This window comes from Pseudomonas sp. LARHCG127 (genome assembly GCF_052871455.1).
This window is the reverse complement of record NZ_JBIXJT010000001.1, coordinates 526,784-553,396: the sequence shown is the minus strand read 5'-3', so window position 1 is coordinate 553,396 and position 26,613 is coordinate 526,784. Positions and strand designations below refer to the sequence as shown.

24 protein-coding genes and 1 pseudogene are annotated in these 26,613 nt (G+C 59.7%); 8 read left to right on the top strand and 17 right to left on the bottom strand.

The genetic code is table 11. The features are described 5' to 3' along the window. Window positions 1-7 precede the first annotated feature (7 nt). A complete protein-coding gene (locus ACIPQ1_RS02540; protein WP_250961487.1) occupies window positions 8-1,009 on the bottom strand; it encodes an ABC transporter substrate-binding protein in 1,002 nt (333 codons plus the stop codon). Then, window positions 1,006-1,839 carry an ABC transporter ATP-binding protein gene (locus ACIPQ1_RS02535; RefSeq protein ID WP_446533514.1) on the bottom strand — a complete coding sequence of 278 codons (834 nt, stop codon included), beginning with the start codon at window positions 1,837-1,839 and terminating at the stop codon, window positions 1,006-1,008. Before ACIPQ1_RS02535 ends, ACIPQ1_RS02540 begins: the two co-directional genes overlap by 4 nt. Before the next feature lie 134 nt (window positions 1,840-1,973). Between ACIPQ1_RS02535 and ACIPQ1_RS02530 the strand changes: the two genes are divergently transcribed. Continuing rightward, window positions 1,974-2,717 carry a GntR family transcriptional regulator gene (locus tag ACIPQ1_RS02530; protein ID WP_446533513.1) on the top strand — a complete coding sequence of 248 codons (744 nt, stop codon included), beginning with the start codon at window positions 1,974-1,976 and terminating at the stop codon, window positions 2,715-2,717. 449 nt (window positions 2,718-3,166) lie between these two features. On the opposite strand, the gene ACIPQ1_RS02525 is transcribed toward ACIPQ1_RS02530, so the two are convergent. The 5 genes from ACIPQ1_RS02525 to peaA form a co-directional block, all read right to left on the bottom strand. Beyond that, the gene (locus ACIPQ1_RS02525) at window positions 3,167-4,855 is read right to left on the bottom strand and encodes an AMP-binding protein (protein WP_068934536.1); all 1,689 of its coding nucleotides are present in this window, start codon (window positions 4,853-4,855) and stop codon (window positions 3,167-3,169) included. A gap of 84 nt (window positions 4,856-4,939) precedes the next feature. Next, window positions 4,940-6,058, bottom strand: coding sequence for a quinohemoprotein amine dehydrogenase subunit beta (peaD, locus tag ACIPQ1_RS02520; RefSeq protein ID WP_446533512.1), 1,119 nt, complete (start codon window positions 6,056-6,058; stop codon window positions 4,940-4,942). A 24-nt stretch (window positions 6,059-6,082) separates the two neighbouring features. Beyond that, a complete protein-coding gene (gene qhpC / locus ACIPQ1_RS02515; RefSeq protein ID WP_033061173.1) occupies window positions 6,083-6,406 on the bottom strand; it encodes a quinohemoprotein amine dehydrogenase subunit gamma in 324 nt (107 codons plus the stop codon). 1 nt (window position 6,407) lies between these two features. Further along, window positions 6,408-7,838, bottom strand: a complete 1,431-nt coding sequence (gene peaB / locus ACIPQ1_RS02510; protein ID WP_068934532.1) for a quinohemoprotein amine dehydrogenase maturation protein — start codon at window positions 7,836-7,838, stop codon at window positions 6,408-6,410. A gap of 82 nt (window positions 7,839-7,920) precedes the next feature. After that, window positions 7,921-9,501 (bottom strand): quinohemoprotein amine dehydrogenase subunit alpha, encoded by a 1,581-nt coding sequence (peaA, locus tag ACIPQ1_RS02505; protein ID WP_068934530.1) that lies wholly within the window; start codon window positions 9,499-9,501, stop codon window positions 7,921-7,923. Between the two features lie 477 nt (window positions 9,502-9,978). Between peaA and ACIPQ1_RS02500 the strand changes: the two genes are divergently transcribed. After that, window positions 9,979-11,469: an aldehyde dehydrogenase family protein gene (locus ACIPQ1_RS02500; RefSeq protein ID WP_265533871.1), complete on the top strand. Its 1,491-nt coding sequence runs from the start codon at window positions 9,979-9,981 to the stop codon at window positions 11,467-11,469. Window positions 11,470-11,586: 117 nt separating this feature from the next. On the opposite strand, the gene qhpG is transcribed toward ACIPQ1_RS02500, so the two are convergent. The 5 genes and pseudogenes from qhpG to ACIPQ1_RS02475 all read right to left on the bottom strand — a co-directional run. Then, window positions 11,587-12,882, bottom strand: coding sequence for a flavin-dependent monooxygenase QhpG (gene qhpG / locus ACIPQ1_RS02495; RefSeq protein ID WP_122568231.1), 1,296 nt, complete (start codon window positions 12,880-12,882; stop codon window positions 11,587-11,589). Then, window positions 12,879-13,556 carry a subtilisin-like serine protease QhpE gene (gene qhpE, locus ACIPQ1_RS02490; protein WP_122568230.1) on the bottom strand — a complete coding sequence of 226 codons (678 nt, stop codon included), beginning with the start codon at window positions 13,554-13,556 and terminating at the stop codon, window positions 12,879-12,881. The genes qhpG and qhpE overlap by 4 nt, the downstream gene beginning before the upstream one ends. Continuing rightward, window positions 13,546-15,264 (bottom strand): ABC transporter ATP-binding protein, encoded by a 1,719-nt coding sequence (locus ACIPQ1_RS02485; RefSeq protein WP_122568229.1) that lies wholly within the window; start codon window positions 15,262-15,264, stop codon window positions 13,546-13,548. The genes qhpE and ACIPQ1_RS02485 overlap by 11 nt, the downstream gene beginning before the upstream one ends. Further along, complete coding sequence (locus tag ACIPQ1_RS02480; RefSeq protein WP_122568417.1) at window positions 15,264-17,168, bottom strand: sigma-54-dependent Fis family transcriptional regulator; 1,905 nt, start codon at window positions 17,166-17,168, stop codon at window positions 15,264-15,266. The genes ACIPQ1_RS02485 and ACIPQ1_RS02480 overlap by 1 nt, the downstream gene beginning before the upstream one ends. A 366-nt stretch (window positions 17,169-17,534) precedes the next feature. Beyond that, window positions 17,535-17,888, bottom strand: a pseudogene (locus tag ACIPQ1_RS02475) (cyclase family protein); the annotation flags it as partial. Between the two features lie 194 nt (window positions 17,889-18,082). On the opposite strand from ACIPQ1_RS02475, the gene ACIPQ1_RS02470 reads away from it, so the two are divergent. Next, on the top strand, window positions 18,083-18,373 hold the full coding sequence (locus ACIPQ1_RS02470) for a type II toxin-antitoxin system ParD family antitoxin (RefSeq protein ID WP_122568228.1): 291 nt from the start codon (window positions 18,083-18,085) through the stop codon (window positions 18,371-18,373). A gap of 2 nt (window positions 18,374-18,375) precedes the next feature. Continuing rightward, on the top strand, window positions 18,376-18,732 hold the full coding sequence (locus ACIPQ1_RS02465; protein ID WP_068934520.1) for a type II toxin-antitoxin system RelE/ParE family toxin: 357 nt from the start codon (window positions 18,376-18,378) through the stop codon (window positions 18,730-18,732). A 272-nt stretch (window positions 18,733-19,004) separates the two neighbouring features. Here the strand turns inward: ACIPQ1_RS02465 and ACIPQ1_RS02460 are convergent, their stop codons facing one another. The 5 genes from ACIPQ1_RS02460 to ACIPQ1_RS02440 all read right to left on the bottom strand — a co-directional run bounded on the left by ACIPQ1_RS02460 (window position 19,005) and on the right by ACIPQ1_RS02440 (window position 23,663). After that, entirely contained in the window at window positions 19,005-20,078 is a 1,074-nt protein-coding gene (locus ACIPQ1_RS02460) for a polyamine ABC transporter substrate-binding protein (RefSeq protein WP_109755298.1), read from the bottom strand. A 44-nt stretch (window positions 20,079-20,122) separates the two neighbouring features. Next, on the bottom strand, window positions 20,123-20,464 hold the full coding sequence (locus ACIPQ1_RS02455) for a cupin domain-containing protein (protein ID WP_039011379.1): 342 nt from the start codon (window positions 20,462-20,464) through the stop codon (window positions 20,123-20,125). Then, entirely contained in the window at window positions 20,461-21,885 is a 1,425-nt protein-coding gene (locus ACIPQ1_RS02450) for an NAD(P)/FAD-dependent oxidoreductase (RefSeq protein ID WP_043042110.1), read from the bottom strand. Before ACIPQ1_RS02450 ends, ACIPQ1_RS02455 begins: the two co-directional genes overlap by 4 nt. Before the next feature lie 57 nt (window positions 21,886-21,942). Further along, on the bottom strand, window positions 21,943-22,743 hold the full coding sequence (locus ACIPQ1_RS02445; protein ID WP_043042109.1) for a helix-turn-helix domain-containing protein: 801 nt from the start codon (window positions 22,741-22,743) through the stop codon (window positions 21,943-21,945). Window positions 22,744-22,847: 104 nt separating this feature from the next. Next, window positions 22,848-23,663 (bottom strand): DMT family transporter, encoded by an 816-nt coding sequence (locus ACIPQ1_RS02440; RefSeq protein ID WP_264312537.1) that lies wholly within the window; start codon window positions 23,661-23,663, stop codon window positions 22,848-22,850. On the opposite strand from ACIPQ1_RS02440, the gene ACIPQ1_RS02435 reads away from it, so the two are divergent. The 4 genes from ACIPQ1_RS02435 (at window position 23,662) to ACIPQ1_RS02420 (ending at window position 26,602) form a co-directional block, all read left to right on the top strand. Beyond that, window positions 23,662-23,862: a hypothetical protein gene (locus ACIPQ1_RS02435; RefSeq protein ID WP_162276479.1), complete on the top strand. Its 201-nt coding sequence runs from the start codon at window positions 23,662-23,664 to the stop codon at window positions 23,860-23,862. The two genes, ACIPQ1_RS02440 and ACIPQ1_RS02435, sit on opposite strands and share 2 nt — an antisense overlap. 71 nt (window positions 23,863-23,933) lie before the next feature. Continuing rightward, window positions 23,934-24,551, top strand: coding sequence for a TetR/AcrR family transcriptional regulator (locus ACIPQ1_RS02430; RefSeq protein WP_043042107.1), 618 nt, complete (start codon window positions 23,934-23,936; stop codon window positions 24,549-24,551). 181 nt (window positions 24,552-24,732) lie between these two features. After that, window positions 24,733-26,040, top strand: coding sequence for a sulfite dehydrogenase (soxC, locus tag ACIPQ1_RS02425; protein ID WP_446533511.1), 1,308 nt, complete (start codon window positions 24,733-24,735; stop codon window positions 26,038-26,040). Beyond that, window positions 26,027-26,602, top strand: coding sequence for a c-type cytochrome (locus ACIPQ1_RS02420; RefSeq protein ID WP_446533510.1), 576 nt, complete (start codon window positions 26,027-26,029; stop codon window positions 26,600-26,602). Before soxC ends, ACIPQ1_RS02420 begins: the two co-directional genes overlap by 14 nt. Window positions 26,603-26,613 lie beyond the last annotated feature (11 nt).

Sequence of the window (26,613 nt, the reverse complement as noted above, 5' to 3'; positions counted from 1 at the left end):
GACGGACTCAGTGCGCGGATTTTTCCAGGTAGGAGGTATCCACGATCTGTTCGGCCTTGAGCGTGGACTCGATAAAACCCAGGTCGTGGGAGTAATCCATCAGACGCTGGATGAATTGGATGTCCGAGGCCCGCAAATCGGCCGACCAGCCCAGCCGAGTCCGCGCTTGAGCGACGATGGCCTCCGGCGTGATGATCTTGCCGTCAATGCCCTGCACCGCTTCCAGCTTGAAAGCCTCGGCGATGAGCCGGTTCGATTCGACGGGGTGCTCATTGAGGAAGGCGATGGCCTTGCGGTGGGCACGTAGCAGCTTCACCACATCGTCCGGGCGCTCCTGCAAGGTTTTTGGCAAGGCAATCACCACGTACCACGGGTACTGGGGCAGCGCCTGGTTGACGTCCAGCAGGATCCGGCTCGAACCGCGCAGCACCGATTGGCTGACGAAGGGCTCCCAGGAAAATGCCGCATCGACAATGCCGCGTTCCAAGGCGGCGTTCATGTTGCCCGGCGGCATGTCGATGATGTCCAGGTCCTTGTCAGGATCGAGCCCGGCCTTTTCCTTCAGGACATAACCACGCAGCAGCACATCCATGCCACTGCCCTTCTTGACCCCGGCGAGCTTTTTCCCCTTGAGCGCTTCCAGCTGGGTGATCGGGCTCTTGGCGTCGACAATCACCGCGGCCTGGCCGTAATTGACCTTCGCCAGGATCCGGCTTTGCAGCCCGCGGGAAAACCACTGGTACACCGGCGGGGTGCCGACATAGGCCACGTCCAGTTCGCCGGCGGCCAATGCCTGCTGGATCACCGGGCCATCGCCCAACGCCTTGAGGTCGACATTCAAGCCCTCGTCACGGTAGTAACCCTGTTTGTCGGCGATCAGCGCCGGGGCGTTGGCCATGGCGAAAACATAGCCCACGCGCAAGGGTTTCGCCTCGCCGGCCACGGCAAATGCGCTGCCCGCCAACGTAGCGGCGGACAAGGTAAGGGCAAGCAGCGAACGTTTGATCATGCTGTCAGCTCAAGTCGAGGGGTGGGGTAAACCGTGGCGTCTCCCGCGTTCATCACATGGGCGATGCGAGTCATCAGCTCATTGCGGTAATCGAGGAACGCCGGCAGGCGGCGGGTCTTCAGGTTGGTACGCGGGCGTGGCAGCTGGATCTCCAGCTCGCTGTGAATACCGCCCGGCGCGATGTTGAGCACAATGACCCGATCGGCCAGGAACACCGCTTCGTCGATGTCGTGGGTAATGAACAGCACCGTCTGGCCCAGTTCGGCCCAGATGCGCAAGGTCTCTTCGTTCATGCTGTTGCGGCTGATGGCATCGAGCGCGGCGAACGGCTCGTCCATCAGCAACACGCTGGGTTCCAGGGCCAGGGTCCGGGCCAGGGAGACGCGCTGTTGCATGCCACCGGAAAGCTGGTGCGGCAGCCGATGCGCCGCGCTCTCCAGACCAACCAGGCGCAGGTACTGCAAGGCCTGTTCGCGCTGCTGCGAGGCGTCGGTGCGGGCGCTCATCCGCAGGCCGAAGCGGACGTTTTCCAACGCGCTCAACCAGGGAAACAATTGCGGCGCCTGGAACACGTAACCCAACTCCGAACGCTCCGGCCGCACCGCTGTCTGGTTGATGGTGATCTGCCCAGCCTGTGGCTGCATGAAACCCGACAGCAAGTTCAACAGCGTGGTTTTCCCGCAGCCGGATGGCCCGAGAATCGCGACGAATTCACCAGGCTTGGCGTTCAGGCTGAACGAGGAAAACACCGCATGCCCATTGGGGTAACGGAAGCTGATATCAGCAACTGTCAGGGCATCGGCTTGCAGCTGCGGAAGGGTTTTGAGCATGGCAAGTGTCGTCAGGTCGTTTACAATGGCAATAGCTGACATAATACGTATTAATACAAGTAGTCCCAATAACCTATTTTTATAACCTTAGAAGTGAAGGCGCCCTGCCCCACTCAAGGCCATGGAAGCTGACAGTGTCCACCTCCATTCTTCGCGACAGCAGCACCTCGCTTTACGAACAGATTGCCCATCAACTGCTGGAGGAAATTCAGCGCGGCGATTTCGAACCCAGCGGCAAACTACCGTCCGAGGCGCAGTTGGGCGAACGGTTCGGCGTGAGCCGCGTCACGGTTCGCCTGGCGGTGGGCAAGCTCAGCGACGACGGTGTGGTGGAGCGCAAGCAAGGCAAAGGCACCTTCGTCGCCGCCAAACAGGTACGCCACGGCCTGGATGCGTTGCGCAGTTTTCATGAGGCGTTGTTGCTGCAAGGGCTGCAACCGAGCATGCGGGTGCTCAGCCATGCCCTGTTGCCTGTTCCGGAAGCCATGCGGGGTTTGTTTGAAGTGGCAGACGACTGTCTGCTGCTGGAGCGCCTGCACTTCGTCGATGACGAACCCATTGCCCTGGGACGCAGTCACTTACCGGCGGAGTTGGCCGACGTGGCCTGGAGCGAAGTCGAACATCAGCCGATCTATTCCATCCTCGAATCAATCACCAGCCTGGCGGTTATCCGCGCTGACTTGGCGATCCGCGCCCAGGAGGCTGACAAAAGCCTGGCCAATGCGCTGCACGTCAAACGCGGCGCGGCGCTACTGGTCATGGAGCGCACATCCTATTTCGCCGATGGCCGCTGTTGCGACCGCACGACGTTTTACATTCGGCCGGAACGTTATGCCTTTATTCTCAGTGGGGTTTTCAAAACCACTTCAGGTGTGTAGCCGTCGGAACAGCGCACAGGGCGTTGCCCCCCACGCGTTACCGAAGGTGTTAGCTCTGTATCGGAAACTCAGCCTGATCAGGTGCGTCCACCGGCCAGAACCATTTGAGGGGCCAACGAACTCGCGCCTCTGCATATAAAATTCAGGCACAAAAAAAAGCCACTCATCTGAGTGGCTTTTTTCTGAATCTTGGAGCGGGAAACGAGACTTGTATCTGGCATCCGACTCGTTGAAATTTAAGGGGGTTTCTTTTCTTGCCGGGGCAGGAAAGGCTTGATTCTGGACTTGTTTTTGACGTGCATCAAGGGCTAAGAGGGTGGCCTCGAATCTATGCGACTTTGTTCGATCTATAGCCCATCGGGCGGCAAAGTCCGCATTGGCAGCCGACTCGATGGCCGCTCACAACCGGATCCTGGCGATTAAAGCTGCATGCGGCGAATTGCCAATGACTATAAAAAGTCGCTTTTCGGTGATCCCAATTCCTCTACGCTGATTTCACGCATGCGGAATTTCTGCACCTTGCCGCTGACGGTCATCGGAAAATCGTTAACGAACTTGAAATGGCGCGGCGTCTTGAAGTGAGCGATCCGACCTTTGCAATACTCGCGCAACTCGTCGGCGCTGACCTGGTGCCCCTCATGCAACCTGACCCAAGCTACAATCTCTTCTCCGTAGGCTTTGTCCGGCACACCGATGACCTGCACATCTGCTACCGAAGGATGAGTAAAGAAGAACTCTTCGATTTCGCGCGGATAAACATTCTCGCCGCCCCGAATAATCATGTCCTTATTGCGCCCGATGATCCTCAGGTAACCCTCCTCATCCATGATTGCCAGGTCACCGGTGTGCATCCAGCCTGCGTCGTCGATGGCCTCCGCGGTCGCTTGCGGGTTGTTCCAGTAGCCGAGCATTACGCTGTAGCCTCGGGTACACAGTTCGCCGATCTGACCGCGAGCAACGATCCGGTTTTGCTCATCGACGATCTTGCTTTCCAGATGCGGCTGAGTGCGGCCGACACGGGTGACCCGGTGCTCGATATCGTCGTCCGGGCCGGTCTGGGTGGAGACCGGGCTGGTTTCGGTCATGCCGTAGGCGATCTGCATCTCCTTGAGGTGCAGGTCGTCGATCACTCGCTTCATGACTTCGATCGGGCAGGTGGAGCCGGCCATGATGCCCGTTCGCAGACGGCTCAAGTCCAATAATTGGCGCTCCGGGTGGTCGAGCATGGCAATGAACATCGTCGGCACGCCATACATGCCGGTCGCTTTCTCCTGTGCGGCGGCCCGCAGGGTCTCCAGCGGATCGAAGGCTGCGCTGGGGTAGATCATTGTCGTTCCGTGGGTGACACACCCCAGATTGCCCATGACCATGCCGAAGCAGTGATACAGCGGCACCGGTATCACTAACCTGTCGTGCTCGCTGAGCTTCAGGCTTTCACCGACCATGAAACCGTTATTCAGGATATTGTAGTGACTGAGGGTGGCACCTTTGGGAAATCCAGTGGTACCCGAGGTGTACTGGATGTTGACGGGGTCGTCGAACTGCAGTTGCTCACCGCATTGCCGTAGTTGTTCCGCAGGCACTTGTTCCGCCAGGTCCAACAGGCCCTCCCATGACAACATGCCGTCAGCCGGCGTGTCGCCGAGGCTGATCACGCCCCGCAATTCAGGCAACCGGCCGCTTTCCAGTACGCCGATAGCGCAGCGGTGGAGTTCGGGCAGCAGATCGTGAAGCATCGCGTGGTAGTTGGAAGTCTTGAACGAGTCGGCACAAATCAGCCAGCGACACCCCGATTGCTTGAGCGTGTACTCAAGCTCGGTCAGACGGTAGGCCGGGTTGATGTTCACCAGCACCGCCCCCACCTTGGCGGTTGCGAACTGGGTGATGCACCATTGCGCGCAGTTCGGCGACCAGATGCCTATCCGTTCACCGGCCTTGAGGCCCAGCGCGAGCAACCCTCGGGCGCAACGATCCACCTCCGCGGCCAACTGTGCCCAGGTATAGCGCAGCCCTTGATGCCGTACGACCAACGCTTCGCCATCGGTGAACCGTTCCACCGCTCGATCGAACGCTGCGCCGATGGTCATCGCCAGCAAGGGTGTGGTTTGCGGTCCACTGGTGTAACTGGGAACACTCATATCGATTCTCTCTGTACGATCCAGGTGTGGGCCGGGGGGTTTACCCCGCAGGTGCCCTTGTTGAATGACTTGTCCTCTTTGTTTTTAACGCGTGAATATTTGCGCCGTGGTAATCGCCATGTCACCGCCGGGCAATTTGATGTTGCCGATCTGCTTCAAACTGTCGGCATCGAGCACCGCTACGTCGTTGAAGGTACCCGCCAGATAAATCTTGCTGCCGGCCTTGTTGAACGAAATGCAGTAGTAGGAATGATCCAGCGTAGCGGCCTGAAGCAGTTTTTTCTGCTTGATGTCGTACTTGGCCAGCCGGTTGAGCACGCCGAACATCAGGTTCGGGTCTCTGGGCGAACGCATGCCACTGAAGTAGATTTCCGTCAGGGGGCCGAAGTCGGTGGTTTCGGTCTTGCCGGTTTTCAGGTCGATGCTGAACAGCCCATAGAGGTACTCGGCGGTCGCCGGGTCCTGCTTCTTGTCCTTGAATTTCGCTGCGGTGTAGAGCAGCGAAAAATCATGACGGTAGGTCTGCTGGTTCCACACGTAGAGCACATCCGGTGCGCTGTAATTGGCACGTTTCCAATGGCGACTGGGAATCAGCACGTCGAACTTGCCAGTGTTCACGTTGACCTTGTAGACATCCGCTCCCGCCACATACAACGTGCCATCGTCGCCGCTTTGCATGATGGTCAGCTGCCGGGGCGCCGGGAAACTACGAATGGGTTTGGCGTCCATGCCGGCATCGGTGGCGTACACATCAAGCCGAGGTTGCTGCACCTCGTAACGATCGTTGAGCATCAACGTCGGATTGGCGATGGTGAACAGTTCCTTGCCGTCATGGCTGAGGGTAAAGGCGAACATCGACTTCGCTTTCTCACCCGGTTTCTGGGTAATGCTGGCGTGGAAGACCTGCTTGCAGCTGTCCAGCTCAACGCCGTAGACATCCGCGTAGTGGTTGTTCAGCACGTAGGCGGTCTTGCGATCCGGCGACAGCTGCACGGTGCCAGGACCGAAGGCGTCGGGCATTTTGCAGGTCTTGAACAAGCTGTCGGTGGCCAGGTCGATCACGTGCAGGTTGTTCGGATAATTGGTGGTCACCATGTATTCGTGACCGCTTTGGAGCGCGGTGTTTTCATCGGCCAAAACACTGAGCGATATAACGCCCAGGACACCGAACGCGGCCAAGCCGCAGGCTTTGATGCATTGCATGCTGGATTCCTTCTTCATGTCCGGTCACTTGTCTTTCGGAAAGACAGTACCGAGGTTGCGCCAGTTGTCGTTGGACGCCTGGGCATCCTTGTTCCAGTCCGGGTAGGTGCTCATCATGTCCGGCACCTGGGCCGGCCACCAGCATGGGTCGGAGCAGCCATACAGGTCGGCTTCCATTGGCTGGCACAGCGACGACACGCCGCCAAACGCGTCGATTTCCCAACCTGGATCAGTGGTCGAGGCACAGCCGGCGACGGAGCTCATCGCCACCACTTCTTCGATACGGTTTTCGGCCGCGGCCTGATCGAGCTTCTGGGCTTTGTTGTTGATTGCCTTGAGATGTTTCATATCAGTGAGCCTTGCGCGGAGTGATGTAGCTGCTGATAAACGCAGGGTTGTGAGCCATGATCCGGGTGTAGACCTCGATGCCGAAGTCGACCCAGTCACGCATCAGTTCGCAGTAGTGATAAGTCGGATGGGTCGGGTCGCCGTATCGGGCGTAGCTCTCGTGGTAGCAGCCGCCAGAGCAGAGATTGCGGATCTGGCAGTCTTCGCAACCGGTGTTGGTACGGTCCAGGCGCTGGGACAGGAAATCGTTCAACTCGACCTGTTTCACCCCGCTGTGAACGTTGCCGAACGTCGGCAGGCTCGAACCGGTAAAGCGGTGGCACAGGTTCAATTCGCCCTTGTGATCCACCGCCAGCATCTTCAGGCCCGCCCCGCAAGGCAAAGCCTTTTTGTGGCCTTCATGGATATCGGTGATCAACTGGTGCAGGTTGGAAAAACCGATGTTGCGGTGTTCCAGCGCCGCTTCCAGATAACGCCGACCGAGCTTCTTCATGTTGGCGAACACTTCGATCAGCTCGTCGCTGGACAGGTTGAAGCTACTGATATCGCCGGACGTCACCGGAGCAAAACCGACCTCCGCGAAGCCCAGTTCGTTGAACAAGTGATCCCAGATCGTTTCGACGTCGGTGACGCCAGTGGTCAGGGTTACCCGCGCGCCGACCGGGCGGCTGTTGTAGCGCGACAGCAGCATCTGGGCCTTGCGCCGCACCACGTCATACGTGCCCTGCCCGCCCACGGTGATCCGGTTGCGGTCGTGCACGGTTTTCGGCCCGTCGATACTGACCGAGAGCCCGAAGCGGTGGGCGTTGAGGTAGTCCACGGTGTCTTCGGTGAGCAGCGTGGCGTTGGTGGTCATGACGAATTCGACGAACTTGCCCGCTTCGGCAAAACGCTTTTCACAATAATCGACCATGTACTCGATCAGCTTGCGATTGCTCAGCGGCTCTCCCCCGAAGAACACCACCGTGAAACGCTCTTCATCCGGGGATTCGCGCAGCAGCATTTCTACCGAAGCGACCGCTGTTTCAACGTCCATCTTCTTGCCGGCCGAGGGCTTGTCGAGGTCCTCTTTGTAGCAGTAGGTACAGCTCAGATTGCAGCCCGTGTTGACGTTGAGCACCACGGTATTGATCGCGGTGCGCTCGACGCGTTTGGTACCGATGTCCGGGGTCAGTGGTGAGCCGTCGCTGACCAGTTCCAGGGAGATCAGCTCACGCAGGGTTTCGGTGATTTCTTCTCCGTTGAAGCGTGCGGCCAAGCGTTGGATCAGGTCGTCCGATGAACAGCCGGGACCGCGCAAGGTGTCGATGATGGTGCCCGTCAGCTCATCGCTGGCGAACAGCGAGCTGCTAGGGATGTGGAACAGCATGCGGTCGGCGTCGACATGCACTTCGTGCAAATTGCGTTCGACCAGATTCAAAATAGCGCCCATTGCAAACCTCCTGTGCAAGCCCCGATTCACGAGGTCTGCGGTCATCCCGAAAAGTGTCTGGAACCGCTAAAAAACAGCCAACTTATGGAATGGGTGGATTGTTCCAGCGTTGCACGGTGACGATCATGTGGCCTTCGCCGGTCAGGGACCTCCCTGCGTCGTCGACGGCGGCGATCACCTTGAGATTGCCGGCATTGTTGGTGGACATCTTGCGTTGCGGGTTCGGCCCGGCATCGCCTGGGGTAAACACGCCGGTATCGGCCTGCATGGTGCCGGCAAACTTGACGTCTTCATCCTCTTTGGCGCGGTCATCAAAAGCCTCGACCGACCATTGCGCAGGGAACACGCCGATGCGATAGGGCTTGCCGTCAGCGCCCTTACCCCAGGCTTCAGCATCGAAACGGCCCTGGACTTTCGGCGTCGAGCCACCGCCCTCGCCGATCCGCGCCACCGAGAATTCGGGCACGACTTTGACTTCAGCGATCCTGCTGTAGACCGACAGCGTCGGGCCTTTCAGCGTGCCGACCGTGACGTTGCGCAGGCCCGGTTGCGCATTGGCAGCCGCCTTGAGTTTGACCCTTATGCGCTCGGGCGTTTGCTCCAGCACTTGGACCACTTCCACGCCTTTGCCAAAGTCAGGTTTGCCAGTGAGACCGCTGCCGACCAGGGTGACTTCGGTTTCTCTGCCCGCCTTCAGATAACCCGGCTGCACCGCCAGCAAACGATTGGAACCCTGCTTGGCGGCGACGAAGTCCAGCCCTCGCTCGTCGTGCTCGGCCTCGAACATCCGACCCTGCATGGCGTTGCCCTGGGCGGCGAATACCTGGCGCATGGTCACGCCATCGATGGACACGTTGCCGCGCCATTCGTAGCCGGTGTAGACAATCGCACTGCCATCGCCGTTGAACAGGGTGCCATCGGCGTACTGACCTTTGACGCTGACCTTGAACGTGTCGCTGCCGTCGGCAGTCACGCTCATGACGCCAGCCAGTTCGCCTTTACCCGGCAGGTGCCCGCTGAAGCTCCAGTCGCCGACCAGCGCCTCGGCTTTCGGCGCGCTGCCCTGCCATGCTTTCCAGGCCGAGTTGTCCAGCGGATAACGCTTGGCCAGCAGCGGCACCATCTCTTTGCGGGCCAGATCGAACCAGTCGCGGTCGCGGGACAGGGCCTGGTACTCGAGGGACGGCCACTGGCCGAGGTGGAAGTTCACCAGGCGCTCCCATTCCTGGGCTGGTCGGCGCTGCAGCGCAACCCGCGCACCGGAGTGGCAACGGCCGCACATCTGGCTGGTCTGGTCGTCGAATTTCTCGACGGTATTGAGCCGTCGTTCCAGCGCATAACGCACACCGTCCGTCTCGCTCGGCGCCAGGCCCTGGGTGTCGGCCAGGTATTTGACCAGGATTCGACGATCGTCATCGCTGATCTGCAACCCGTGCATGACCTGCATCCGGGCAATGCTCATCAGCCAGCCTTCCGGCGTCTTGCGCTGGTGGCTGATACGGCTCAGGGCGTTATCGGCTTCGGGGGTGTGGCAGCCCTGACAGGTTTCCTTGAGGATGGTCTGGGCCTCGCGAGCTGCCAGGCTGTAAGGCGAATGCAGCGCCACACAGGCCGCCACGGCCAGCAGACTGACGCTCAGGCCTGATCGGAGTTTTCTCTTCATCAACGTCGAACCTCGCACGGTGCTTTCTTATTTTTGTGGCTTATCGTTTTTATGGTTTCTGCCGTCGGCGACAGCCCGCTGACGGAGGCAAGAGAAACGTCTGTGATGAGCAATACACGGAGCGTGCCAGCTTAACGACTATCTTATTAATCAATTAGTTACATTGTTATTTTGGCTTTGCAACGCGTCAGAACAAGACCGCCTGCGTCTAATATCGCGACAGCTGTTGCACTCTGAGACAAGCATAGATGTCCTCGGCTGAAACACTTCTTGTCCAGCGATGACGTTGGCGTACAACGGGATCCGCTCGTCGTCTCATGCGTTGTCGCGATTTGCGACAAAACCTGGGTGCCAACCGTCCCGTTTCATCGCTAGAACCCCCGTCAACAAAGGCCCATCCACCCGTTCCTGGTACTTGGCACAGCCATTGCCAACTTGGAGAAGTCCACGTTTCTCAGCACAACAAGAGGTCTCATCATGCCGCTGCCTTATCTGCTCCCCGCCACCTCGGCCTTCGTCCAACGCGCCCCACGCATGCTCATCGGCGGCGACTGGGTCGAGGCCGCCGACGGCCAGACCATGCCCCTGCACAATCCGGCCACCGGCGAAGTGCTGTGCTTGGTGCCAAGGTCCACCCCCGACGATGTCGACCGCGCAGTACTCGCCGCCCGCCAGGCTTTCGACGACTCCGCCTGGACGCGCACCCGCCCTAGGGAGCGGCAGAACCTGTTGTGGAAACTCGCCGACCTGATGCAGCGCGACGCCGAACTGCTGGCGCAACTCGAATGCCTGAACAACGGCAAGAGCGCGGCGGTGGCTCAAGTGATGGACGTGCAACTGTCCATCGACTTCCTGCGCTACATGGCCGGTTGGGCAACCAAGATCGAAGGCTCCAGCGTTGACGTGTCGCTGCCGCTGATGCCCAACGATCAATTCCACAGTTTCATTCGCCGCGAAGCGGTGGGCGTGGTCGGGGCCATCGTCGCCTGGAACTTTCCGCTGCTGCTGGCTTGCTGGAAACTCGGTCCGGCCCTGGCCACCGGTTGCACCGTCGTGCTCAAACCCGCCGACGAAACGCCGCTGACCGCGCTGAAACTCGCTGAGCTGGTGCTGGAAGCCGGTTATCCCGAGGGTGTGTTCAACGTGGTCACCGGCACTGGTATCACGGCGGGCTCCGCCCTGACTCACAATCCATTGGTGGACAAGCTGACGTTCACCGGCTCCACCGCCGTAGGCAAGCAGATCGGCAAGATCGCCATGGAATCCATGACCCGTGTCACCCTGGAATTGGGCGGCAAATCACCGACCATCGTCATGGCCGATGCCGACCTGAAGACCGCTGCCGCGGGTGCCGCCAGTGCGATCTTCTTCAATCAGGGCCAGGTTTGCTGCGCCGGCTCCCGGCTGTATGTGCAGCGCAAGCATTTCGACAATGTGGTGGCGGATATCGCCGACATCGCCAATGCAATGAAGCTCGGTAATGGCCTGGACCCCAGTGTCGAAATGGGCCCGCTGATTTCCGCCCGTCAACAGGAGCGGGTTTATGGCTACATCGAAAAAGGTCGGGAAAGCGGCGCGACCATCGCCTGCGGCGGTGAATCATTCGGGCCGGGGTTCTTCGTCAAACCCACGGTGATTGTCGACGTCGATCAACGGCATTCGCTGGTACAAGAGGAAATTTTCGGCCCGGTGCTGGTGGCGATTCCGTTCGACGACGAGGCCGATGCGTTGCGCATGGCCAATGACAGCCCTTATGGCCTTGGGGCGAGCATCTGGTCGAATGATCTGGCGGCGGTGCACCGGATGATTCCGCGCATCAAGTCAGGTTCGGTGTGGGTCAACTGCCACAGCGCCCTGGACCCGGCGTTGCCGTTTGGGGGCTACAAGATGTCGGGGGTCGGGCGTGAGATGGGGTATGCGGCGATCGAGCATTACACCGAGTTGAAGTCGGTGTTGATCAAGTTGTGATTGGCGGCGTTCTTTAGACCGCTATCGCGAGCAAGCTCGCTCCCACATTGGAATTGTTTTCGACGCAACTGTGAGAGCGAGCTTGCTCACGATAGGCCAACCCAGGCACCCCAAATATCAGGGCTTGAACCCCTGCCCCAGCAACCAGCTCCGAACCATCCTTCCCTGCTCCACTGACAACCCCGTCAACACCCGCTCGACCGGCTCGCTGCGCAACCGCCGCACCAACGGTGCCAATTCCACTCCTTGCACATGCCAGATCCCCAGCGGCTGATCCGCCGTGATCACCACTTCGGCCTCATCCACGAATCCATCCCTGAGCACCGGCGCAGACTCAATCTTCAAAGCGGAAAAATCCGCCGCGGCGTGGGCGACCTCAGCATCCGGCCATTGCCTTCGCGCCTGCCAGAACGGCTGGTCCGGCCAGCGCTGCTCATCGGCATAGAAGTCCCGGCCAATGCGCGCGAAGCGTAAAAACAACTGCTCTACCCGCTGCTGATGAAAACGCTGTGCCAGCAACCTCCGTTCAGGTTTGCGCAACAGCGTGTTGATCACCGTTGGCGCCTGCAACGCCGAAGACAATGACTGAAAGATGCCATTCCCCGACAGCGGATCCACCGCCATGGCGGCGTCGCCCACACGAATCCAATGGTCGCCACAGACCTGCGGACACAAAATCGCCGTGCTGCTTCGGGCATGCAGGTGCAGATCGGTTTGCGGTTCATCCCCGAAAAACGCCTGGGTCAATGTCGACTGCTGGAACCGCTGGCGGCAGTAATCGAGCAACAGCGCCTTGCCCGGCAACTCGGCACTGGCCACGTCCACTGTCCATTGCCAATAGCACTGGCCGTCGGCCCGACGCGCCATCCAGGCCCAGCCGTCCACAAGGCTTTCCACAGCGCTGGCGGTGATACCCGGCGTACCTTGCCAGCGATTGAGCAGACTGACTGTCTCTGGTCCCCGCAGGCCTTTGCCAAGGGCCGGTGCCTGGCGTCCGCGGGCCTCCACCAGGAAATCCGCGAGCAGCGCGTCACGCCCTTGCAGTTCGATTCGATGCCCCGAAGCATGCGACTGCACCGTCAGCACTCGGCCCTCGATCAATTCAACGCCGGCCAGGCGCAAGTCCTCGCGCAAGCCGCGATCGAAGCTCGGGCGATCCAGCAAAAATTCGATGTTCTGAGCATGCTGCTGACCGTTCCAGGACACCTGTCGCTGGGAAGGCTGCGCCGCATCCGTCAATGCTTGATGCAGCCCCGCACCGCGCAGTGCCTCCAGCACCCGCATGGACACCCCTTCGAGCGCCGCAAAGCGCCGCCACTCACTGACCAGCGTGACGGGGTATCCAAGCCGCCGCAACCCCAGGCCCACCGCCGCCCCCGCAGGCCCCGCGCCAAGAATCACAATCGGCTTCATGGGCCGACGCGCCGTTCAGGGCCGTGATAATGGGCGTTTTTTTGCAGCCACTCGACAATCTGTTCGTTGCTCGCCTCGGGATTTTCAACGAGAAAACCCACAATATGCCCGCTCAATGCCGCACAACCGAGGCTCGCACCCGACTGCCCCGGGTAGGTACCGTAAACACACCCGGCAAAATCTGCCTGGGCGCTGTCGAGCCACGACCATTGCTGCTCGGTGCAACGAGCGTCGCCGGTGACCCGCAGCACCTGCGGATAATCCGCCGGGAACACCCCTAAGCCCTGAGCCGGGCTGGACGCACACAATAGAATGCCCTGCGCCACCGCTGCTGCGCAGGCTTCACGCAACAAGCTTCGATCCTGCCGCAAACCGAGGCTCAGATTGATCAACCGCACGTCCTGCGCCACCAGCCAACCGATGGCGGTAGCGATCTGCAAGGCGCTGGTGACGCCACGCTGGTCGAACACCTGGGCGACGCAAAAAACCGCCGCCGGTGCACGCCGGCTGATGGCCTCGATCACCGCACTGCCATGACCTAGCGGATCGTCGCGCAAATCGCTTTCGGCCAGGCCATCCTCCCGCAGCGAGAACCGTCGACCGGCAATCACCCGCACTCGTTGCGCTGCGCAATGACCACTGTCCACCACCCCAATCCGCAGCTCAGGCCTCATGCTGCACCGTTCTTGACGTAAGCACGCCATCCAACAGTTCAAAGCACAAATTGGCATCGGCCAGGGTCGAGGGGCGATGGCTGATCAGGATCCGCGTACGCCCGGCGAACAACCGATCGATGGACGCGATCACTTCGCGCTCGGTGGCTTCGTCGACCGCCGAAGTCGCTTCGTCCAGCACCAGGATCAACGGATCCTGCAACAGCGCCCGGGCGATGGCGATGCGCTGTTTCTGTCCGCCGGATAACTGCTGGCCACGCTCGCCCAAAGGGCTGTCGAGGCCTTCGGGCAGTGACTCGATCAGGCTGTCGAGCTGCGCCAGCCGCGCCACTTCGGCAATCGCTTCGCGACTGGCGTCCGGCACCGCGTAGGCCAGGTTGTCGGCGAGGCTGCCGCGAAACAGCACGATGTCCTGACTGACCACGGCGATCCGCCGACGCAACTGGAACAGGTCCAGTTCCCGCAGATCGACCTCCCCCAGCAAGACCCGACCGGACTGCGGATCGTGGTGCCGCTGCAGCAGATCGATCAGGGTCGACTTACCGACACCAGAGCCGCCGCTCAGGGCGACTTTCAAACCATAGGGAATTCGCGCTTGAATACCACGCAAGGTGGTCGGGCGACCGGGGTGGCTGAAGTGCACGTTGTCGAAACGCAGTTCGCCAGAATCCGGCATCGGCTGCGGCGCAACAGGGGTGAGTACAGTCGGCTCTTCACCGCGCAGTTCCATGACCCGCCCAAGGCTCACGGTCATCCGCTGAATCGCGACGTAGAGCCCAAGCAGGCTCTGGACCGGGCCGACAGCCATGCCCAGATAGGTGGAAAACGCGATCAGCGCGCCCAACTGCCAAGTCCCTTGCACTACCCAGTATCCGCCAATCAAAAACGCACAGGCCCGCGACAACGATGTCAGCGTGCCGGGCACCGCTTGGGTGAAAAACTCAGTGACTTGCAGGCGCAGGAGCTGACTCATATACCCTTGGCCCAACGTCTCCAGCCGCCGCGCCTCGCGCTGTTGCTGACCGGCGGACTGAATGAATTTCATCACCGGCAAGGTCTCGACCATGAACGAGGACATGTCCGCGGAACGCTCGCGCAACTGCCGCACATCGCGCTCGACCTTGCGCCGCATCCAGCGTAGCCAAAGCACGTCGAGTGGAATCAGCACCAAGGCCAGCAGCGACAGCTGCCACGACAGGGTCACCAACATCGCCACGGCAACCACCAGGCCAATCACGCTCGACACCGCCGAGAACAGCGAGTCCACGGCAAAGCGCTGGATCTCCGCGACATCGCCATCCAGACGCGACATCAGATCACCGATACGCCGCTGGCCGTAGAAACCCGGCGAGAGCGTCTGCAGATGCCGATAAAGGTCATCGCGCAGGGCAAACAGAATCCGTCCGGATAATCGCGTGTGCAGGTAACGATTGATGCCCGACAGCGCCGTCCCCAACAACCCGGCGACAATCATCAACCCGGCGATCAGCACCAGCATCGCAAAATTGTGCGCCAACAGGCCGTCGTCGATCAGCAGCTTGGTTAGCCATGGTTGCACCAATACCAGCGACGAGGCGCAGACCGACAGCCCAAGCAACCCGGCAATCGCCAACCGGTGCGGGCGCACGAAGCTGTAGAGCCAGCGCAGCGCCGCTTGCAGGGCCGCGGGGTTCTGGCTGTCGATCAGCCGAACGATCAACCGCAACATCACGAACGCAACAGTTTGAGCTTGCGATACAGGGTCGCGCGGCTGATACCCAGGGCATCGGCGGCGGCCGAGACGTTACCTTGATGCATGTCCAGGGACTGGCGAATCAGTTCCAGCTCATGTTCACGAATACTGCCGCTCTGAGGGCGTTCGCCGGCGCTCAGTTCGTCGAGCATACTGTCGGGCAGATGGTCGAGGGTGAGTAGGGTGTCCCCCGGCTCACGCATGGCCAGCGCGGTGCGCAGGACCATTTCCAGTTGGCGGATATTGCCCGGCCAATGATAACCGCCTAGCAGGCGGGTCAAATCGTCATGCAGGACCACCGTCGGCGCGTCGAGCTTGGCCAGCAAACGATCGACCAGACCATTGAAGTCGTCGCGCTCGCGCAGGGCCGGGAGCATCACGCTGATGCCGTTGACCCGATAGAACAGATCCTCGCGAAAATGTTTGTCTTCCACCAGACGCTTGAGGTCGCGGTGCGTGGCGCAGATCAGGGCAATGTCGATCTCTTGCTCTTCTCCAGCACCCAGCGGCGCGACCTTGCGGTCCTGCAATACCCTGAGTAAACGGGCCTGCAAAGCCAGCGGCATGTCGCCGATTTCATCGAGAAACAACGTACCGCCGTGGGCCTGTTGCAAGCGCCCTACCATGCCGCCCCGACGCGAACCGGTAAAAGCGCCTTCGCGATAGCCAAACAGCTCCGACTCGATCAGGCCTTCGGGGATGGCTGCGCAGTTCACCGCGACAAAAGGTTTGTCGCAGCGCGTTCCAGCCATATGCAACGCTCGGGCAATGACTTCCTTGCCGGTGCCCGTTTCGCCCAGCAGCAACACTGGCAATTCATTGGCCAGGCCTTGGCGGGCCATGCGCAGCGCCCGGGCGTAACGAGCATTGTTGCCAGCCAGGGATTCAAGATCGGGTTGCGGTTTAGCGGTTTTAGTCGGGGTGCGCGATGGCGTGCTGACATTGATCAAGCGCTGCGGCGCGCGCAGGGTTTTGTAGAAAAATTCACCCTTGGCGGTTTGCAGACTGCCGATGCCGCTCTGATGCAAACGCGATAACAGCTGCAGGCCATCGACACCCAGGAACTCTTCACAGCGTCGGCCAACCAGCACCGAACGCTCGGCATGGAGCAACTGGCACGCCTGGGCGCTGACCGCAAGGATCTGTCCGCCGAGACTCACCGCGAGCAAGCCCTGCCAAGGGGATTCAAGATATTGCCGACGGCTGTGGAAGGCGAGGACGATCTGGTCCGGGTAACAAGCGTTGAACACGCGGCTTTCGATCTGGCTGACGGCCATGGTCAGCAACGCGGTGCTGTCGTGAACGCGGCCGAGCGGGCCTTCGCGGGTCAGGTCAAGGACCCCAAGGATGTCGCCCTGCGGGCAATAAATCGGCACCGAGGTGCAGGAGAAATTGGTCAGACGGTCGAGGTAATGTTCGCCGCAATCAATCATCGTTGGCCGGGCTTCCACCAGCGCGGTACCCAGCGCGTTGGTGCCGCGCGCCGCTTCGCTCCAGCAAGCGCCCAGCGTGATGTCTTGCAGCCCGCTCCCTTTGAAACCATCGGTGCGCCCTTCGGCGGCAAGGATGGTAGCGTCGGAATTGGCGAGGATGATGAGCCCTTCCTTGCCCTGGCGTTCGGCCAGATAATCGATGGCCGGCGTCGCCGCATCGATCAACAATCGATTGCTTTCCAACAGCACTTCAAGGCTCGCGTTCGATTCCAGCGCCAGTTCTTGCTTGGCATTGAAATGCACGCCATGGCTGAGACTGCGCCGCCACGACGCATCGATTTCCGCACGCAACACACCATCGGGAACGGTGCCCTCGAGATGCAGTTTTTCCCGGGCCAGGCGGGCTTCGCGATGAAGTTTGGGATGAGTTGTCTTTATCAGCATCAGCAAGCGCTCCGGATCGGTCCGCCCTGCGCCCTTCTGAGTTCAGCGCCTTGTTGCCATCTTTACGTTAACGTCAGGGCATTGGCAAGTGCGTTACGGCATTTCTAATGCTTAGGGGACAACGTGACCATCCATCGCCCGACCAGACGACCAATGGGCTTTCCCTTCAGAAGTAATAGACGACGTTCGTTACGACGACGAACCTATACGAGTAGCTTGTCAGGCCCAAAGCCCCCCCATGCCAGCCCCGATAACAGCATCGTGGCCGCTTTCCGGGTGTCTTTCGAATGGAACGGCCAAGAGTTGATGATCATGAGCCGCGCCATGGAGTAACGTGCGAATCCAGACTTGACCGACATCGCAACAACTCTACCTGTAGATGATCGCCACGGCGCGAACGAAACCTGCCGAGGCATGCTTGATCTTATACGGAAAGCAGGACACCTCGAATCCGTGGTCCGGCAGACTCTCCAGATTCGCCAGCTTTTCCATCTGACCATAACCAATGTCACGACCGGCCTTGTGTCCCTCCCAAATGATCGAGGCATCGCCGCTGGCAAGAAAGCGCTCGCGGGTTGACTTGAAGGGAGCATCCCAACTCCAGGCATCAGTGCCGACCACTCGCACGCCACGTTCGAGCAGGTATAGCGTGGCCTCGCGGCCCATCCCAATGCCGGCATCCAGGTAACCCGGTTGACCGAAGATTGCCCCGGCACGCACGCTTCTGGGCGGATCTGAACCAGGGAAAAAAGTCTTTCGATCATCAATGAACCACCTAAAATCGCTTGGCTACGAGGATTGACTGTAATTAACGAAAATCACCGGATAGAGATCCAAACTCAAACGATGTGTTCGTGGGCAAAATGGCATAATATGCCAATAATCAAAAACCTGTCTGCCCAAAGCTGGAGCTAATTATGGCGACGCGAAACGTTGTGCTCACCCCTCACCAGGAACAGGTTATCCATGACCTGGTGCAGTCCGGCCGTTATCAGAATGCCAGCGAAGTGATGCGAGAAGGTTTGCGTCTATTGGAGCAGCGCGTCGCCGAAGACACCGCCAAAATTGAAGCCCTGCGTCAGGCGACCTCGATCGGCATCATGGACCTTGAATGCGGGCGCTTTACGCGGTTGAACGAAGGGGATTTGGAGCACTACCTCGAGGGCTTGAGTCTGGAGGCAACCCTCCCCGCGAGCGAGAAACACTGAGCATGCCGCAGTATCGGATTTCCAACGCGGCGCGCGCCGATATTGTCGACATCCTCAGGCTCTCCCAGACGCAGTTCGGCGATCAAGCACGCCAGCGCTACCAGGCACTGATCCTCGCGGCGCTGCAAGCGATTGCCAACACGCCTTATCGCGTTGGCAGCCACGACCGCGATAAGCTTGCACCGGGCCTTCGCAGCTATCACCTCGTCTATTCACGCCAGCAGGCCAAACAACTTCATGGAGTGGTCAAAAGTCCGCGACATATCGTGTTCTATCGTGTGGGAGACGGCGACGTGATTGAGATCGTCCGACTCCTCCATGACGCCATGGAGGTGCCGTTGCATCTGCCCAACGATTGACCACAAACACCAAAGGCATAAATCCCAGGCACAAAAAAGCCACTCATCTGAGTGGCTTTTCTGTGAATCTTGGAGCGGGAAACGAGACTCGTATCTGGTGTCCGACTCGTTGAAATTTAAGGGGTTTCTTTTCTAGCCGGAGCAGGAAAAGACTTGATTCTGGACTTGTTTCTAGAGCACATCAAGCGGTCATGGTGCCCGTGTGAGGCATGCTTTCGCACCGCGGACCTGCCGCCGATGATCCGGGCTGCCCGCATCATCGGCGATTGACTTTATTGCCCGTTTTTAACCCGACTCCAGACACGCGTGCGCAGTCGGTCGGTCTCTAACGGCATCGCTTCCAGAACGAAGAGTTTCTTCATCACGCTTTCAGGCGGGTACACCATCGGGTCGTTGAGAATGGCCTTGTCGACCATGCCTTCAGCGGCAGCATTGCCGTTGGCATAGTGCACGTGGTTGCTGATGTCAGCCATGACGTTGGGGTCCAGCAGGTAATTCAGAAACGCGTAACCGGCAGCTTCATTCGGAGCATCGGCGGGCATGGCGACCATGTCGAACCACATGGGTGAGCCTTCCTTGGGGATGGCGTAGGCAATCTGTTGGCCATTGCCGGCCTCATTGGCTCTGGCGGCCGCCTGCATCACGTCGCCAGAGAACCCGACGACCAGACACACGTCTCCCGTTGCAAGATCGCTGGTGTACTTGGAGTTGTGGAAGTAATTCACATAGGGCCGCACTTTGAGCAGCAGCGCCTGGGCCTTCTCGTAGTCGGCCTTGTCCTTGCTGTGATGCCCAAGCCCCAGGTAGTTCAAGGCGATGGGAAGGATCTCGGGGCCGTTGTCGAGCATGGCTACGCCGCATCGGGCGAGTTTTTTCATGTTCTCCGGCTTGAAGATGATGTCCCATGAGTCTATCGGTACATCGCCCAGGACTGCCTTGACCTTGGCGACGTTGTAGCCGATGCCGGTGCTGCCCCACAGGTACGGGAAACCGTATCGGTTGCCCGGATCGTTGGCCTCCAGAACTTTCATCAGCGTCGGGTTGAGGTTCTGCCAGTTCGGCAGCTTGCTACGGTCCAGCGGTTTCAGCGCACCGGCCTTGATCTGCCGGGCCATGAAGTGGTTGGAGGGAAACACCACGTCATACCCGGAACGGCCGGCCATCAGTTTGGCGTCGAGGACCTCGTTGCTGTCGTACACGTCATACTGAGTCGGGTGCCCGGTATGGCTGGTAAAGTTTTGCAGGGTATCTGGGGCAATGTAACTGCTCCAGTTGTAGATCCTGACGGTGTCTGCCGCCTGAGCGGTGGACGCGATCAACAGTAGCGGAACGATCGACTTCAACATACGAGACCTCAACCTTTGTTCTTTACGTTCTGGGTGAAGGCAGTTCAGAAAATCAGCACGTAGCTTTTGCGAACGGTTTCTTGTATATCCCAGACTCCCGTGGTGTTCGCAGGCAACATCAATGCGTCGCCGGCCTGGATATGAAGGACCTCACCGCCATCCGGGGTGAAGGTGCAGCGCCCCTGGATGAAATGGCAGAACTCCTGTTGCACGATCTGGCGCCGCCAGCGGCCGGGGGTGCATTCCCACACGCCGGCTTCGACGCCGTCATCGCGTTCAACGCTTGTCGTGGCAACCTGTGAAACCGGCTCACCCAGCGGTACGCCGACAGCGCTCGATTCCCCGAGAGGCAAGTGTGGGGTGTCGCGAAAATGATCGATCTTCATGGGAACGGCTCCTTGGACTTCATCAATCGTTCCATGCAACCCGCCAGACCCTCGGCCATCCGGCGACGCCAGCGCGGTACATGGAGGTTGGCCAATATCCGATCCTCGTGAACAAAGCTCTGGATAATGGCGTTGTAACCCAGCCAGCGCAGGGGCTCTGGCTCCCAGCGTGGCAACGAGGCCAGCGGACGGTCGGCCCACACCCAAGGCTGGCGTGTCAGTTCGTTGTCCTGACCAAGAATCAGCGCGGCCACGGTGCGACCACCCAGGTTGCTGGCGCCTACGCCTTCGCCGCCATAGCCGCCGGCGAGTGCGATCTTCTGGCGCCGGTCAACCAGCATGTGCGGGTGAAAGCGCCGGGCGACACCCAGGTTGCCGCCCCAGGCATGAGTCAGGCGAACATCGCGCAACATCGGAAATAGCTCGCTGAACAGGTACTGGCGCAACTCACGTTCGGCCTGACTGAGGTTGAAGTCACTGCGCAGGCGACCTCCAAAGCGATAGCCACCTCGGGCACCAAATACCAAGCGGTCATCGCGGCTGCGCTGACCGTAGGTGACTTGTCGGCTGTTTTCGCTGAAAGCCTGGCCACGATTGAGTCCGATTTGGGCCCATACGTCGGCCGAGAGCGGCTCAGTCGCAACGATCAGGCTCTGCGCGGCCAGTTGATATTTGTTCAGCGGGGGCAAGGCACTGGCATACCCCTCGACGGCCGGCACCACCCAATCGGCGCTCACTCGACCGTGCTCGGTTCGAACTTGGCCTGCCGTCCAGTCGAGCACAGCGCTTTGCTCGAAAATGCGCACCCCCATGCGTTCCACGACTTTGGCTAACCCCCGTACCAACCGGGCAGGTTGAAGGGTCGCGCAGTGAGATGAATACAGGGCGCCGTACGCCTGGGCCACATTCAATTGTTCGCGCAAAGCCTGAGGGCTCAGCCAGCGATAATCGTCTTCACCAAGGCCTTGCGCACGGGCGGCAGCGAGTTGTTCGCGCAGGCGCCGTTCTTGCTCGGGATACCGCGCCGCGCAGTACAGCACGCCACCTTTACGCAGTTCGCAATCGATGCTTTCGACATGGCACACCCGCGCCACTTCATCGGGAATTCCGTGCAGCAGTTGATATCCTGCATGACGTTGGGCGGCGGGCAAGGGCCCCAGGAGTCGGTCTTCGCCGAGCAGATTCCCCATCAACCAGCCGCCATTGCGGCCGGAGGCGCCGAAACCGGCAATCTGTGCTTCAACTATGACGATGTCCAGGTGCGGTGCTTGCTGCTTGAGGTAATAGGCCGTCCAAAGGCCGCTGTAGCCGGCACCGATGATCACCACATCGGCTCGCAGATCCTGATGCAACGCCGGACGCGGCGTCAGCGCCTCGTCGACTTGCTCCATCCACAAACTCACACCACCCCAACCAGCCATTACCTGCTCCATCGTTTGATTGCCGACAGAGCTTAATGCGCAGCGAAGGGGCCTGTGTTATCTGCGGGTACGCGCGCAATTGGCCTTCAACCAGGCTTTTGGTGTGCAGCCGGTATGGCAGCGGAAAGCCTTGTAGAACGCAGAGGTGGAATTGAATCCGGCAGCCACTGCGAGGGCATCGATGGGTGCGTTTTCGTCGTAACTGGCGAGGCGTTCAAGGAGGTAGGCCAAGCGAGCCTGAGTCACGTAGCGATAGAAGCTTTGCCCGAGCACTTGATTCAATAGGTAAGACAACTGATTACGGCTGTACCCGGTGGCGCTGGCGATCCGAGCAAGATCCAGGTCAGGGTCCAGGAATGGCTGTTGGCGGGTAAAGTAATCGGCCAAGTCTCGCGCCATGAAACTCAACTGGCGCGCCGAGAGCCCTAGCTTACTGATGGCGGGGGCGCGACGCCCGGCGTGCGGCTCGCCGTCGCGCACGAGTGACGCGTATTCGTTGACACGCAGGATCTGACCCTCACATACGGTGATCGCTTCGCTGGTGCGAAAAACCACCCGCTCGCCACTGCCCTTCAGAGCGGTCTGGTACTGGATGAATGCCGTGCAGCCGTCAGCGCGGATGCGGTCATTGTGCTCAAGATACTCATCGGGATGGCGCGGCAACGTGCCGGTGATGTAGGCGCGCAGCTCGGTCAGCCCCATGCTGCGGTTCTGGAAAAAATCGTTGTATTGCACTTGCGGGTGATAGAGCGCAAGTATCGCCTCCAGGTCGCGGTGCTTCCAGGCCATGTGATAGCGCAGCACCACCTCGAGGGTGAGCTTTGTCTGTTCGGCGGTATCTGACGGGACGAGGAGCATGGGTTGACGGGCCTTATGACTGGGCGGCACCAGTCTAGTCCTTGAGTGGTTGAGCGAACAAACTCAGGCACGCCCAGGCGCACATGATTGAGAGAGCGGAGCCTCTAGCTGCCTGTGGCTCTGCAATGCTTGCCACCCAGCACCAACGCAACGCCGCCCAGTACAGCAATGGATGCCAACACCATCCTTACGCTCAGGCTTTCCCCCAGAAAAACGATGCCCGCCAGCGAAGCCAGGATGGGCACGCTTAGCTGCACCGTCGCGGCTTGAAACGCTGCAAGATAACGCACCGCGACGTACCAGACCGCGTAGCCGACGCCTGACGCCAGCGCACCGGAAAGCACCGCATAAAGTATCCCCTGCGGATCCCAACGCAGCGCTGAGAGAAACGGCACGCTTGCCATCAAGACCAGGGGAATCGAGCGCAAGAAGTTGCCGGTTGTGGTTGCCAGCGGATCGGCGACAGTTTTGCCAAGCAGTGAGTAGATCCCCCATGCCACCCCCGATAACAGCATCGTGAGTGCGCTAACGGGGTCAGGTGCTGCGGCACCTGGAAGCAGCAGGCTAACCAAGCCAACAATCGCCAGCACAAACCCAACGACTGCCAACGTGTGCATCCGCTCGCCTTTGAACACGCCGTACAGAACCATGCTCAGTTGAACCGCGCCAAACAACAGCAGCGCCCCCGTCCCGGTCTCCAAATGACGGTACGCGAAGGAAAAAGCGAAGACGTAAACGAACAAGGCTGCGGCGCCCTTCCAACTGCCTTTGATCGTGCTGGAGGACCGTCTCAAGGCACATATCAGCCATAACACCAAGGCCCCGCTGGCCAGCCGGACCACGCTGAAACTCGCGGCATCGATGTTGGTGTGCTTAAGCGCCAGGCGGCACAGCAGCGAGTTCGCGGCAAAGGCGAGCATGGCGAAACAGATCATCGCGATCAATCTTGCCGAAGCTGACGAGCTGGACGCCTTCGTTACGGAGTTGCTTATTGTCATGGTCGATCCCAATGCCCAGGCAGGCTCTCAGAACGCTCGACGCCACCGCGCCCTTGAAAATACGTTAAACGCCTCTGTACCGATCGGTCAATACAACTATCTTCCTGCGACCTTGGGATGAGCTTCTCCCGTCTGTATCCTTCAGCGCGCACGCATGGGTATGATTGAAGCTCAACCGGTTGGAATCGACCCATGGGAAAAAAGAAAGCCGTCGTCGCTGCCGAACCTGCTGAAACAAGCACCAAGGAGCGAATACTGAAAATCGCCGCGCAGTTGTTTTCGACGCGCGGGTTTCACGCGACCGGCATGGCTGAGTTGGAAAAAGCCACTGGCCTGGCTCGCGGCGCGCTGTATTACCACATCGGAAGCAAGGAAGAACTGCTGTTCGAAATCACCAGCCGGTATCTGCGGGTGCTCATCGCAGAAGGTACGCCCCTGTGCGAGAGCGAGCAGCCTGCAGAAGATAAATTTCGCCAATTCTCGGCCATCGTGATGCGCACGATTGTCACCCACCTGGCCGAAATGACGGTGTGTTTCCGCGAAGTGTATTCCGTCATTGGCGAGCGCCAGACCGAGCTGCTCGATCTGCACCGACAGTATGAAAAGCTCTGGTCGCATATCCTCAAGGCCGGCGTGAGCGAGGGGACCTTCCGCACATCGGACTCGTTGGCCGTGAAAGCTATCCTTGGTATTCATCATTACAGCTACTTGTGGATCAAACCCGGAGGCCCGCGCTCGCCGGAATCCATCGCGACGTTTTTCTGCGACACCCTCCTGCCCGGACTGAAGGTTGAGCCACCCCTGGCTTGACTGTCATCAGCGGCGCTTCAAATGCGCCGCCGCCCTCGCCCCTCATTCACGCGCCATCACCGATGGTTGTCCTTGCGACTGGACCACGCGCGTTTTTCGTTCTAGGCTACCTACAGACCGACCGATCGGTCTATAGGCTTGCCGTTGGGTCCATCCCGACAAAGAACCAGAGGGAACAACAATGACAAAAAAATCCATGGTCCCCACCCAGCAAGACACGTCTCAGACAGCTTTGGCTCGCAGGGATTTCCTGATAAAAAGTGGGGCCGTTATTGGCACTGCCGCCTTTGCTCTGGGTGATAGCGCCCTGGTCAACGCAGAGACGACCAACATCGCCCCGCTTGATCCGAGCCAGCCCCTTGAAGTTCCGCAATGGACCCGCAGTCTTGGCGCCCCGACGGCAAGCCCTTATGGCAAACCTTCAACGTTCGAAACCAAAGCCGTCAGGAATCTGTATCCCGGCCTGAAGGACACGATGTCCGCCTACAGCACCTCGCCACTTCAGGAGCTGGACGGCATCATTACCCCGAACGGCCTGTTCTATGAGCGTCATCACGCGGGCGTCCCACAAATCGATCCGGCGCAACATCGGTTGGTAATTCACGGCCTCACCGAAAACGCCTTGATCTTTACCGTGGACGAGATACGCCAGTTCCCCGCCGTGTCACGCGTGCACTTCATGGAGTGTTCGGGCAACCCATCGTTCCTACCTCCGTGGGGCAAAACCGCCGCCGAAGTCAGTGGCCTGGTCAGCTGTGCTGAGTGGACTGGCGTTACCTTGAAGACCCTGCTGGATGAAACCGGGCTCAAACCGCAAGCCAAGTGGATCATTGCCGAAGGTGCGGACGGCGCGGCAATGACGCGCAGCATTCCCATCGAGAAATGCCTGGACGATGTGATGGTGGTCTACAGCCAGAACGGCGAGCGTCTAAGGCCGGAACAGGGCTACCCGCTGCGCCTGTTTGTTCCCGGCTACGAGGGCAACACCCACATCAAATGGCTGCGCCGACTGCACGTCACCGATGCGCCCGCCTACAGCCGGGAAGAAACCGCCAAATACACCGACTTAATGGCCGACGGTAAAGCTCGGAAGTTTTCCTTTGTCATGGAATGCAAATCACTGGTGACCTACCCTTCCGGCACCCAGAAATTGACACGCAAGGGCCTGCATGAGATGCGTGGCATCGCCTGGAGCGGCCACGGCAAAATCACCCGTGTCGATGTCTCCGTCGATGGCGGCAATACCTGGACGCAAGCCAGGCTACAAGAGCCCATTCTGACCAAGGCGCTGACCGCCTTCAGGGCGCCTTTCGAATGGAACGGCCAAGAGTTGATGATCATGAGCCGCGCCATCGACGAGACCGGATATGTTCAGCCGATGCTGGAACAGCTGATCGATGAACGCGGCAAGGTCTCTTTCTACCACAACAACTCCGTGCAACCGTGGCGCGTGTCCAGCAGTGGGGAGGTGACCAATGGACGGGCTTAAAGGTGGTTCGTTATTCATAGGTTTGCTGTGCGCCTGTGCGCTGACTCATGCCTCGGCACAATCCCAGTACGGTTTGGGCACCAAGGCTACCGAAGCGCAGATCGCCAGTTGGAACATCGACGTGGCACCCGACGGCAAGGCGTTGCCTCCAGGGCGCGCAACGGTGGCTGATGGGGAAAAGGTCTACATGAGCAGCTGCGTCAGCTGTCATGGCGTGAAGCTCGAAGGCGGCATCGGCCCCGCGTTGGCGGGGGGCGCAGGAACGCTGACGACTGACAAACCGCTCAAGACAGTCGGCAGCTATTGGCCCTATGCAACGACGCTTTTCGACTACATCCGCAGAGCCATGCCCTTCCAGGCGCCACAGTCATTGTCCAACGAACAAGTCTATGCGGTGACCGGCTACATCCTGCACATGAACAAGCTGCTGGACGCCAACGCGACCGTGGATGCATCGACCTTGGCGGATGTAAAGATGCCGAATCGAGACGGTTTTTATACCGACGACAGACCGGACAGCAAGGCGGTTGCCTGTATGTCGAACTGTTTAAAAGCTCACTGACGGATCAAAAA